Genomic DNA, 12,322 nt, shown 5'->3' on the forward strand with positions numbered 1-12,322 from the left:
GGCGACTCTTAAAATAATACAAGTCATCGACACAGTTGTCAACCACTTTTTTATTTCTTTCCGCTGCCATCAGCGGCAACGTTTATTACTTTACCGCACACCTTTAATTAACGCAAGGGTTTTTTATAAAGTTTTTTCAAAAAAGTTTTTTTGTTAGAGTTTACCCTTTATTCAACGGCTTGTTTCCCAGCGTTCATCCGGAAAAACAAAAAAGAGAAGCTGGATTGCACCTACGTACAAACCGGCTTCTCTACTATTATTCACTGTTGATGACGCATTGTAGGGAAAAGAAGAACGTCGCGGATTGATGGTGCGTTCGTCAACAACATGACAAGACGGTCAATCCCGATTCCAAGTCCACCTGTTGGTGGCATACCGTACTCAAGCGCCTCAAGGAAATCGTTATCGAGTTCATGCGCCTCGTCGTTACCTGCTTCTTTTTCAAGCAATTGTGCTTCGAAACGCTCACGTTGATCGATTGGATCGTTCAACTCCGTGAAGGCATTCGCGTGTTCACGACGAACGATAAACAATTCAAAACGATCTGTGAAGCGTGGATCCGTTTCGTTTTTCTTCGCTAACGGCGACACTTCAACCGGGTGTCCTGTCACGAATGTTGGTTGAAGCAATGTCTCTTCGACCTTTTGCTCAAAGAATTCGTTGACGATATGACCGAACGTCATATGGTCCTGAACTTCCACACCATGCTCTTTCGCAAGGGCACGTGCTTCTTCGTCGGACATTTGTTGCCAGAAGTCTACACCTGTCTCTTCTTTAACAAGGTCGACCATGTGTGCACGTTTCCAACCGATGCCAAGGTGAATTGTATCTTCACCATATTGTACATCTGTTGTACCGAGTACTTCTTTCGCTACGTGCGCAACCAATTCTTCCGTCAAATCCATGATGTCGTTGTAATCCGCATACGCCTCATACAATTCGATCATTGTGAATTCAGGGTTGTGGCGTGTCGAGATTCCTTCGTTACGGAACACACGTCCGATTTCATAAACGCGCTCGAGTCCGCCAACGATTAGACGTTTCAAGTGAAGTTCGATGGCAATACGCATATAAAGTTCCATATCCAACGCATTATGATGCGTTAAGAACGGACGCGCCGCTGCTCCACCCGCAATCGTGTGTAACATCGGTGTTTCCACTTCTAAATATCCTTTTTGATTTAAGAAGTTGCGAATCTCAGAAATGATGCGGCTACGCAAAATGAATGTCTGGCGTGAATCTTGGTTTGTGATCAAATCAAGATAACGTTGGCGATAGCGCTGTTCCACATCTTTCAATCCATGATATTTGTCCGGAAGCGGGCGAAGTGCTTTCGTCAAGAGCTCAAACTCTTCCACATGAATCGAGAGTTCACCTACATTTGTTTTAAAGAGCTTTCCTTTGACACCAACGATATCACCGAGGTCTGATGATTTGAACAAGTCAAACGGCTCATCCCCGACATCGTTTTTACGAACGTAAATTTGAATCTGGCCTGTCACATCTTGAATGTGGGCAAAAAACACTTTCCCTTTTCCGCGTTTCGTCATGATGCGACCCGCTAGCGTGACTTCTACGTCCTGCTCTGCTAAAGCTTCTTTTTCAACTGATTCATACTGCTCATGTAATTCACCTGCGTGTGCAGAACGATCAAAGCGTTGACCGAACGGGTCGAGACCGCGCTCGCGCATATCGGTCATCTTCTCAAAACGAACCTGCATTTGATCATTCATTTCTAACTCGTGGCTCACTATTCCATTCACTCCTCTATCCATATTGGGTTTATCCCTAACAAAAAACTGTCGACCCGATGGCCAACAGCACAGCCGAAGCCGTTCATTCGTTGTGGTGCACTTTTTCGCCAAACAAGCTTACCATAAATTAGTTCTTTTCTCTAGTTCACACTTCTGACAGTTGTCGTTCGAGTTGATCAACAAATCCATACAGGACCGCTGCGAAAGCCTCACGCGATTCCGTTTCATTGATTTGTTTGCGAATCGGGCCACTGCCTTTCAACCCTTTCAAATACCAAGCCGCATGTTGACGCATTTCACGAACGGCCGTCAGCTCACCCTTAATTGCGCTCAATCGGTCGAGGTGCAACATGCAAATATCAATTTTTTCACGAGCTGCTGGTTCCGGTGGAAGTTCTCCCGTTTCGAGGTACTGAACCGTCTGATAGAGCATCCACGGGTTCCCAAGTGCAGCGCGCCCAATCATGACGGCATCCACACCGTATTGATCAATGACACGCTTCGCGTCTTGTGGTGTGGCAATGTCCCCGTTCCCGATAATCGGCACGGTCGCGACTTTCTTCGCTTCACCGATCCAATCCCAGTTCGCAGTTCCTTCATATTGTTGGGCTCGCGTACGTCCATGAATGGCAATGGCTGCCGCCCCACCTGTCTGAGCCGCTTTGACATTGTCCAAAATAAAGATGTGATCATCGTCCCAACCAAGGCGCATTTTCACCGTGACCGGTTTTTCGACCACATTCGTGACGGCATTGACCATCTCATACACTTTATCCGGATCAAGTAACCACTTTGCACCTGCGTCACATTTCGTTACTTTTGGCACAGGACAACCCATGTTGATATCAATGATGTCGGCATTCGTATTTTGATCGACGTACTGCGCCGCTTTGACGAGTGTATCTTTAGAACCACCAAAAATCTGCAAGCTGAGCGGTTTTTCTCGTTCATCGACATATAGCATGCGCATCGTCCGCGCGTTCTCCAGCAAAATCCCTTTATCACTGACCATTTCAGCACAGACGAGTCCCGCCCCGAATTCTTTTGCAATCAATCGGAATGCCGGGTTGGTCACGCCAGCCATCGGTGCAAGGACTGCACGGTTTTTAATATCTATATTTCCAATCTTAAAGCCTGTCAAGACAACACATCCTTCATTTCACCAAATTCGTTAGCAACTGTAACCGAACGACATCTTGGCGGTCTGCCATCGGTAAATCTGCTAGCCACGACGCGACCGTTCGTCCGCGGACGACGAGTTCTGGCGCAATCTCAGCTAATGGAGCGAGCACAAACGCACGTTCCTGCATCCGCGGATGTGGTACCGTCAAGTGTTCTGATTGTATATCTTCCCCATTATAATAGAGGATGTCAAGGTCGATGGTGCGCGGACCGTTCTTAAAGAGACGCTCTCGACCTAACTGCCGTTCAATTTGTTGAAGGGTGTCTAATAAGTCCGTTACAGATTGATGAGTCTCCACTTCGACCACCATATTGTAAAATGATGGTTGATCGATATAACCGACAGGGGCGGTCTCATAAACCGATGATTGTTTCGTGACCATAACACCCATTTTCCCCATTTCATCAATCGCGTCAGACAATTGTGCGGCCCGCTCCCCGATGTTTGCTCCTAATGCGATATAAATCATGACGTGCGTCTCCTTGTCATCTCGATTGCCACCGAGTCGTAATGTCCTGGAATTGGTGGGTCCGGCTTGATCACTTTTACCGTCACGCTTTGAATCAAATCATGATGTGCCAAAACGGCCGTCGTGATGCGTTCTCCAAGTGTTTCGAGTAAATTGACCGGTTCCCCCGTTACAATGTCTTCTGTGACTTGATATAATCCCGCGTAGCTGACTCCATCCTGTAAATCATCTGACTTCCCAGCAGGTGCAAGGTCCAATTCACACATTAAATCCACGTGAAACCGTTGACCGAGACGGTTCTCCTCTTCAAACACACCATGGTATCCATAAAAGCGCATGCCGTTCACAAAAATCTTATCCATGTCCGTTCCCCCTCATCATCGCATCCATCATCTTCGCTGCACGCATATTCTCTTTCACGTCATGGACGCGTACCCAATCGCACCCTTTCATGATGCCTAAACACGTCGTCGCAATCGTCCCTTCCACGCGTTCTTCTGTTGGTAAATCGAGCGTTTGGCCGATAAACGATTTACGGGACGTACCCAGTAACACCGGATAGCCAAGACGCGTGATCACATCGAGGTGATTCATGAGCTCTAAATTTTGCGCCACGTCTTTTGCGAACCCGATTCCTGGGTCTAGCCAAATATGCTCATCTTTCACACCCGCTGCATGAGCAATCTTAATCGACTCCTGCAAATCACTCACCACATCCTCAATAAAATGATGGTAGTCTCGATTTTCTCGGTTATGCATCAAAATGATGGGGACGCCATATTCAAAGGCGACACGCGCCATCGACCGATCTCCCCATTTCGAGCCCCACACGTCATTGATGATTGTCGCACCCGCTTCTAATGCCGCCCTCGCAACAGCAGGTTTATACGTGTCAATCGAGATAGGCACATCAATTTCTTGTACCAATCGTTCGATGATTGGGACGACACGTTCAATTTCTTCTTCTGCAGAAACAAGCGCCGCACCGGGTCGCGTCGATTCACCACCGACATCAATCGCATCTGCACCTTCTCGTACGAGTTGCTTTGCGTGACGTACGGCTTCTTCGACCGCTGTATATCGTCCTCCGTCTGAAAATGAGTCCGGGGTCACGTTTAAAATACCCATGATCTTCGTCATGCTTCAGCCTCCTATCCAAGTGAACGAACAAGTTCCGCCCACACTTCGTTAAATCGTTCCCCGTCTTTACCGGGGTATTTCAGATTTCCGTAATGCGTCACCGGAGCGACCTGCTGAATCGAGTTCGTCATCCAAATCTCTTTCGCTGCGGTTAATCCATCAAATGTCACCGATTGCTCCACCACGGGAAAGCAATCGATCACCCACTGTCGCGTCACGCCCGCGAGTGCTCCGCTCGAAAGTGGTGTCGTATACAACACATCATCAGACCCGACCCAAAAGATGTTCGACACGAGCCCTTCCACCACGTAGCCCTGTTCATCCGCAAACAATCCTTCAGCATCCTGATCTTGCAAGGTGCGTTTTCCGAGGATATTGTTCATGTAATGATGCGACTTTAATCGAAAAGCCGCTTCAGGACGACTTCTTGGGAAAGGGATTGGTTCGACTCGCTTCTCTTGTGGCACAACTTCTGAGGAGAGCGGTTTGGCAATCAACGTGACGTTCGGTTTTTCATATCGTCCGGCATACAGACCGAGCGGTGCGACTCCTGCCGATACATTCAATCGGATATACAAGTCAGGAGCTTCATTTTGACGACACAATTGCTGAATCGCCGTCTCGATTTCTTCCTTTGTGTAAGGAAAATCAATCCACAGCTCATCTAGACTCTTCATCAATCGTTCCCAATGCGCATCGAACAAGAACGGAATGAAATCATACGTTCGAAACGTCTCGAATAGACCCATCCCATATAAGAATCCATGGTCCTCAACAGGAATCCATGCATCCTCTCGCTCAACAAGGTCCCCGTTATGCCAATACCACATGGCGGTACTCCTCGATAAAGTTTCGAATCATCTCTTTTCCATGCTCGGTCAAAATCGCTTCAGGGTGATACTGAACCCCTTCAATCGGAAGTGTCCGATGCCGGAGTGCCATGATTTCCTTCGTTTCTGTTTCTGCTGTGACCATCAAACATTCCGGTAAGGTAGAACGCTCCACAGATAACGAGTGATAACGGGTCACGACCGTCTGTTGAGGAATATCTTTGAAAATCGACTTCCCGTCATGTTGAATCTTCGACGTTTTCCCATGCATCAGCCGCTCCCCATGAACGACGTCTCCTCCGAACGCTTGCGCAATCGCTTGATGACCGAGACAAACACCTAAAATTGGAATACGCCCTGCGAACGCTTGAATCGCTTCGACGCTAATCCCGGCTTCGTTCGGTGTACAAGGTCCAGGGGAAATGACCAGGTAGCTCGGAGCAAGTTTCTCAATGTCTTGAATCGTCACTTCATCGTTTCGATAAACGACCAGTTCTTCACCGAGTTCTCCAAAATACTGCACTAAGTTGTATGTGAATGAGTCATAGTTGTCGATTAGTACAATCATGTCGTCTCCTCCGTCATTTGCTTCGCCGCCCATAGCGCCTTCGCTTTGGACAAAGATTCTTCATATTCTGAGACCGGATCCGAATCGATGACGATGCCCGCTCCCGCTTGAACGTATGCAATCCCATCTTTCACGACCATCGTTCGAATGGTGATGTTGAAGACGAGATCATCGTCCCAACTTAACCATCCATATGACCCGGTGTATAATCCCCGGCGAACTGGTTCAAGTTCCTCGATAATTTCCATCGTTCGAATTTTCGGTGCACCGGTAATCGTACCACCAGGGAACATCGCTGCTAGCGCCTCCGCTCCTGATACTTCATCACGAATCGTACCCCGTACGTTCGAGACGATATGCTGAACATGTGAATACTTTTCAATCACCATCAATTCGTCCACATGAACACTCCCGTATGCCGCGACTTTCCCGAGGTCGTTCCGTTCCAAGTCGACGAGCATGACGTGTTCCGCTCGCTCCTTCTCATTTTCAAGTAGCGTGTTCGCCAATTCCAAGTCCTCAACATCGTCTTTTCCACGTGGACGCGTACCCGCGATCGGTCGCGTCGAAATGTCAGACCCGTGTTTTTCAAGCAATAGTTCCGGGGAAGCGGAGACCATTGTCAGTGCGTCATCCACAAAGTATCCCATGTACGGAGATGGATTCATTTGACGAAGCGTATCGTAAACACGACGGGGGTCGGCGCGTAACGGTTCGGATTGACGAACGCTCAAATTCACTTGGAACACGTCACCTTCCACGATATAAGACTGAATTCGTTTGACCGCCTCCACGAATTCGTCTTGAGACATGGAGCGCGAACGCTCGACAGGCAATTGTTCAGTCGGTTTGAATGCGTAGTGTGATTCGACGTTCCACATGGCCGCCAAGCGATCCGCTTTACGTTCGGCATTGCCTTCTGCTGTGACCATCAAATAGAGCGTCGAACTCTCTTCGTCGAACACAGCCACTTCATCAAACAACAGAAACGAGACGTCCGGCGTCGCTAAATCATCTTCTGCCTGGCTAGGGAGTCGCTCAATCGTCCGAGAAACGTCATAGCTGACATAACCAATCATGCCACCGAAGAAGGGAGGTGCCCCTTCCGGACGCTCAGCTTCAAATCGTTTCCGCACTTCACTAACCATCTCGAGCGGTTTCCCATACATCGTTTCAGTCGTTTCCCCTATTTGTAAGAGACCGACACCGTCTTTTACATGGAAGCGACCGAACGGTTCGATTCCCGCAATCGTATACCGTCCCGCCCTTCCACTTTCTAGCCATGCGTGGTACGGCTGGTCTGCTGTCAACGTCATGTATGCCTCATACATCTTTTCTTTCGTCATCCGCTTCGTTCTGAACGCTGTCGATCTCACTTGTCATTCCTCCGTCTATTCATTCATGCCTTTTATTGTACACAAGAAAAGGCAGCAACCGAAAGAGAATGTCTCTCGATTACTGCCTGAAATGTTATACGCGACTCTCGTTTGATTCTTCATCAAATTGATAAAGCGGTGTGCTCAAGTAACGTTCTCCGTTTGACGGGATAATCGCCAATACGTTTTTCCCTTTACCGAGGCGTTTCGCCGTATCAAGTGCCGCTGCAATGGCAGCCCCTGAAGAAATCCCACCGAGGACACCGTTCGTGCGTGCCGCTTGGCGCGCGTATTCAAACGCTTGGTCTGTCGTGATTTGAAGGACACCCTCATAAATCTCAGTATCCAGAATGGATGGGACAAAACCGGCACCAATTCCTTGAATCTTATGAGGTCCTGGCTTTCCACCAGACAAGACTGGGGAATCAACCGGTTCAACCGCCAAAATTTTCACGTCTGGATATTTCGCTTTCACGACTTTTCCTGCACCGGTGATTGTACCACCTGTACCGACTCCCGCGATGAGAGCATCCACCGAAAGTCCTGATTCTTCGAACGCCTCGACAATTTCAGGTCCCGTCGTCATTTCATGTACGTTCGGGTTCGCTGCGTTGTTGAATTGTTGGGGAAGGAAGTAGCCGTTTTTCTCAGCTTCTTCAGTAGCACGACGAATCGCTCCACCCATTCCTTCTGGTCCTGGCGTCAAGATGAGCTCAGCCCCATACCCACGAAGAAGGTTACGACGCTCCATGCTCATCGTCTCAGGCATGACGAGAATGGCTTTATATCCTTTCGCGGCACTGACCATCGCCAAACCGATCCCTGTGTTTCCGCTCGTCGGCTCGATGATGGTATCACCCGGCTTCAAGATTCCGTCTTTTTCTGCCGCTTCGATCATGGCGAGAGCAATCCGGTCTTTGACACTTGACCCTGGGTTCATATATTCAAGCTTCAGATACACATCGGCATCTTCTGGTCCAGTCATTCCGTTCAATTTCACAATCGGAGTCTTTCCAATCAAGTCTGTCACTGAGTTTACGATTCGCATTCCATTTCCTCCTCTATAATTCCGACTATTCCGATATTGTAATCATACCCTATCGAATTGAAATTATGCAATTTGGAACGTTGCTTACGATTGTGCCTGTTCTTTCATCGTTTCTAACTGTTCAGCCGAGAAATGATACTTTTCACCACAGAAGTGACAAACCGCTTCGGCTCCGCCGTCTTCCTCGATCATTTGGCGAATCTCTTCTTTTCCAAGACCGATAATGGCACTTTCCATTCGTTCACGACTGCATGTGCAATTGAACTGGATTGGGTTCGTATCGAGGACATCCAGGCTATCGCCGAGAAGTAATTGCAGCATTTCTTCCGGTGTTTTTTCTTCACCGATTAAAACAGATACCGGCGGGAACGTCTGAAGTGCTTTTTCAAGCGCTTGTACCGTCTCTTCGGAAGCGTTCGGCAGCAACTGAACGATGACACCACCTGCAGCAAGAATCGATTCATCTTCTGGTAAGACGAGAACACCTGCTCCGACGACTGATGGTACTTGTTCAGATGTCGCGAAGTAGTATGTGAAGTCTTCACTGATTTCACCTGTTTGAATCTCTGAAGAACCACCGACATAATCTTTCAAGCCTAAGTCTTTAATGACCGAGACCGTTCCTTTTCCGACCGCTTCGCCGACTTTCAACTTCGTCAATCCTTGCTCGTTAACGAACGTCCCGCCATCGACACGAGGGGAAGATACGTATCCACGGACATCTCCTGCTGTATCTGCGTCTACGATGATTTTCCCGATTGGACCATCACCTTCCACTTTAAGTGTGACGCGTGCCGCACCTTTTTGCATGGCTCCGATCATCGAACCGATTGTCATCGTCCGTCCGAGGGCGGCTGAGGCAACCGGTGTCGTCTGATGACGAAGTTGTGTTTCGTATACTGTTTTTGTCGTACGGGCTGCAAAGGCACGCACCTCTCCATTAAAGCCGAGGGCCCGAACGAGATAATCGTCTTTCATTTGATCGAGTAATACTTGTTGTTCTGAATGAATCATATGAGTTAACTCCTTTAGTTTACTTTTGATTGCGCTCGTAAATGAGGCGGAGGCCTTCGAGTGTCAGGAACGAATCCACATGGTCAATCGTTTCTGCATGTTCACTGATCAATCGTGCCAATCCTCCAGTCGCAATGACGGTCGCTTCACCAACTTCACGCTTCATCCGATTCACGATGCCATCCACTTGGGCGACATACCCATAATACGTCCCCGATTGCATCGCTTGAATCGTATTTTTCCCGATAACCGTTGGTGGTGTTGCCAGTTCAATCCGTGGTAATTTCGCAGCACGTTGATAAAGTGCTTCCACTGAAATCATGATCCCTGGTGAGATGATGCCGCCATGGTAGCGACGCTTCTCATCGATGTAACAATACGTGGTTGCCGTTCCAAAATCAACAATTATGAGCGGACCGTCATACTTGGCGATTCCTGCCACCGCGTTGACAATTCGGTCGGCCCCGACTTCGCGGGGATTCTCGACGTGAATGTCTAATCCGGTCTTCACACCTGGGCCGACAACGATTGGACGTACATTGAAGTATCGTTGTGACATTTGTTCAAGTGGGAAAATAACAGGAGGTACGACAGAGGACAAAATGACACCGTCGACTTGATCGAACGAAACGTTCGAATGGTCAAAGAGCGATTTCACTAGCATGCCATACTCATCCGTCGTTTTCGTCCGGTCCGTTGAAATTCGCCAATGGTGTACGAGATTGTCTCCATCGTACATCCCTAGAACAATATTTGTATTTCCAACATCAATCACTAAAATCATGATATAGTTCCTCACTTTGTTGTCAATTGCAGTTCGCTCGAATTATAACACGAAAAAAGACGAATGCCTCGTCAAGGGCATTCGTCTCATTCATTAACGTGATTCGTTGTTCGGACGTTCCGTTGGAGTCGCCTCTGGCTTATCGCCTTCAGGTACGACATCCGGTTGGCTGTCTTGAACAACTTCAGGTCGATCGACAATTTGTCCGTGTTGCACGGCCGCATCATCTTTCTTCGCTGCGTCGTCCGAGTCCGTCGATGCATCCACGTCTTCTTCCGGCTCATGCGGGAGATATTCGCGTGTCTTAATCAAGTGACGAATCTGTTTCGAGTCGAGCGTTTCCACATCAAGCAATGTCTTCGCTACGAGCTCGAGGTCTTCGCGACGCTCTGTCAAAATCTGCTTCGCTTTCGCGTAACAGCGGTTGATGATGTCACGAATCTCTAAATCGATCTCTTGAGCGATCGCATCCGAGTAGTTCTGCTCTGTCTGGAAGTCACGGCCAAGGAAGACTTGTCCGCCATGGTTTGAACCGAGCTGGAGCGGTCCGAGCTTATCACTCATCCCGTAATCCATGACCATCTTCCGCGCAATGCCTGTCGCGCGTTGGAAGTCGTTGCTCGCTCCTGTTGACACTTCACCAAAGATGACATCTTCGGCGACGCGTCCACCAAGAAGTCCAACAATCTTATCTTCGAGTTCAGGTTTTGTCATGAAGTAACGATCTTCTTTCGGAAGCATGACGACGTATCCTCCAGCGTTACCGCGTGGGACGATTGTCACTTTGTGTACTTCATCCGCGTTCTCAAGCTCAAGACCGATGATTGTATGACCCGCTTCGTGATAAGCGACAATGTTACGTTCTTTTTCAGAAATGATTCGGCTCTTCTTCGAAGGTCCTGCAATAACACGATCAATTGCTTCTTCGACATCGACAACTGATACTGCCGAACGGTTAGAACGTGCCGCAACGAGTGCTGCTTCGTTCAAAAGGTTTTCCAAGTCAGCCCCAGAGAAACCAGGTGTACGTTGTGCAATCGACTTCAAGTCTACAGTTGAGTCAAGTGGCTTGTTGCGTGCATGGACTTTTAACACTTCTTCGCGCCCTTTTACATCTGGACGATCGACCGTGATTTGACGGTCAAAACGACCTGGACGAAGGAGGGCTGGGTCAAGGATATCCGGACGGTTTGTCGCCGCAACCATGATAATCCCTTCATTGTCACTGAATCCATCCATTTCAACGAGCAATTGGTTCAATGTTTGTTCACGCTCATCGTGACCACCGCCGAGACCGGCACCACGTTGGCGTCCGACCGCATCGATTTCATCGATGAAGATGATACATGGAGCATTCTTTTTCGCGTTTTCGAACAAGTCACGGACACGTGACGCACCGACCCCGACGAACATCTCAACGAAGTCCGAACCTGAGATCGAGAAGAATGGTACTCCGGCTTCTCCGGCTACCGCACGGGCCAAAAGTGTTTTACCTGTCCCTGGAGGACCAACGAGTAAGACCCCTTTTGGAATACGCGCACCGAGTTTCGAGAACTTACGAGGGTCTTTCAAGAATTCAACAACTTCGATGAGTTCTTGTTTCTCTTCGTCTGCTCCGGCCACATCTTTGAATGTGACGCGACGTTTTTCTTGGTCGTATAGTTTCGCCTTCGATTTCCCGAAGTTCATCACACGACCACCACCGCCACCACCTTGCGCCTGGTTCAACAAGAAGAAGAACAAGATGAAGATGATAATGAACGGTAAAATCGCGAAGACGATGCTGAACCAGCTACTGTTCGATTCAGCCTCCTCGATTTGAATATCCGTATTCGCTCGAAGCTGCGTTAATACATCCGCATATTCAGCTTCGTTCGCTGGAATGTTTGTTTCGTAACGCTGGTCGTCATCTCCTGTAAGGTCGCCTGTAATCGAGATAGCCCCCGGGATTTCTTGTACGGTTGCCGTCTCAATCCGATCATCTTCCACATATTCTAGGAATTTCGAATACGAGAGGGTTTCACTCTGACTATTCGGATTCTGCAAATATTGAAGGAACAAGATCAAGGCTAGGAAAATCACACCAAAAACCAATGTGTTTTTCACTGCACGATTCATTCTCTGCCTCCTATTCCGAGAAACGATGTTCTCGCCCA

General features: G+C 48.4%; 12 protein-coding genes. All 12 read right to left on the minus strand.

Annotated features, from left to right (window positions below; all coding sequences use genetic code 11):
* Positions 1 to 260 precede the first annotated feature (260 nt).
* Positions 261 to 1,751: a lysine--tRNA ligase gene (gene lysS / locus PJK55_RS14215; protein WP_214786226.1), complete on the minus strand. Its 1,491-nt coding sequence runs from the start codon at positions 1,749 to 1,751 to the stop codon at positions 261 to 263.
* Between the two features lie 148 nt (positions 1,752 to 1,899).
* Positions 1,900 to 2,838 (minus strand): tRNA dihydrouridine synthase DusB, encoded by a 939-nt coding sequence (dusB, locus tag PJK55_RS14220; RefSeq protein WP_243834802.1) that lies wholly within the window; start codon positions 2,836 to 2,838, stop codon positions 1,900 to 1,902.
* Between the two features lie 70 nt (positions 2,839 to 2,908).
* Positions 2,909 to 3,406 (minus strand): 2-amino-4-hydroxy-6-hydroxymethyldihydropteridine diphosphokinase, encoded by a 498-nt coding sequence (folK, locus tag PJK55_RS14225; RefSeq protein ID WP_271306200.1) that lies wholly within the window; start codon positions 3,404 to 3,406, stop codon positions 2,909 to 2,911.
* The gene (gene folB, locus PJK55_RS14230; protein WP_271306201.1) at positions 3,403 to 3,768 is read right to left on the minus strand and encodes a dihydroneopterin aldolase; all 366 of its coding nucleotides are present in this window, start codon (positions 3,766 to 3,768) and stop codon (positions 3,403 to 3,405) included. Before folB ends, folK begins: the two co-directional genes overlap by 4 nt.
* Entirely contained in the window at positions 3,761 to 4,546 is a 786-nt protein-coding gene (gene folP, locus PJK55_RS14235) for a dihydropteroate synthase (RefSeq protein ID WP_271306202.1), read from the minus strand. Before folP ends, folB begins: the two co-directional genes overlap by 8 nt.
* Before the next feature lie 11 nt (positions 4,547 to 4,557).
* Positions 4,558 to 5,376, minus strand: a complete 819-nt coding sequence (locus tag PJK55_RS14240; protein WP_271306203.1) for an aminotransferase class IV — start codon at positions 5,374 to 5,376, stop codon at positions 4,558 to 4,560.
* A complete protein-coding gene (gene pabA, locus PJK55_RS14245) occupies positions 5,360 to 5,944 on the minus strand; it encodes an aminodeoxychorismate/anthranilate synthase component II (RefSeq protein WP_271306204.1) in 585 nt (194 codons plus the stop codon). Before pabA ends, PJK55_RS14240 begins: the two co-directional genes overlap by 17 nt.
* On the minus strand, positions 5,941 to 7,320 hold the full coding sequence (locus PJK55_RS14250; RefSeq protein ID WP_271306205.1) for an anthranilate synthase component I family protein: 1,380 nt from the start codon (positions 7,318 to 7,320) through the stop codon (positions 5,941 to 5,943). Before PJK55_RS14250 ends, pabA begins: the two co-directional genes overlap by 4 nt.
* 94 nt (positions 7,321 to 7,414) lie before the next feature.
* Positions 7,415 to 8,368 carry a cysteine synthase A gene (cysK, locus tag PJK55_RS14255; RefSeq protein WP_074036641.1) on the minus strand — a complete coding sequence of 318 codons (954 nt, stop codon included), beginning with the start codon at positions 8,366 to 8,368 and terminating at the stop codon, positions 7,415 to 7,417.
* A gap of 84 nt (positions 8,369 to 8,452) precedes the next feature.
* Complete coding sequence (gene hslO / locus PJK55_RS14260; RefSeq protein ID WP_271306206.1) at positions 8,453 to 9,382, minus strand: Hsp33 family molecular chaperone HslO; 930 nt, start codon at positions 9,380 to 9,382, stop codon at positions 8,453 to 8,455.
* Between the two features lie 19 nt (positions 9,383 to 9,401).
* Positions 9,402 to 10,166, minus strand: a complete 765-nt coding sequence (locus tag PJK55_RS14265) for a type III pantothenate kinase (protein ID WP_214749858.1) — start codon at positions 10,164 to 10,166, stop codon at positions 9,402 to 9,404.
* A 93-nt stretch (positions 10,167 to 10,259) separates the two neighbouring features.
* Positions 10,260 to 12,284 (minus strand): ATP-dependent zinc metalloprotease FtsH, encoded by a 2,025-nt coding sequence (ftsH, locus tag PJK55_RS14270; RefSeq protein WP_271306207.1) that lies wholly within the window; start codon positions 12,282 to 12,284, stop codon positions 10,260 to 10,262.
* Positions 12,285 to 12,322: the final 38 nt, after the last annotated feature.

Source organism: Exiguobacterium sp. MMG028 (genome assembly GCF_027947425.1).
Classification (GTDB): Bacteria; Bacillota; Bacilli; order Exiguobacteriales; family Exiguobacteriaceae; genus Exiguobacterium; species Exiguobacterium aestuarii_A.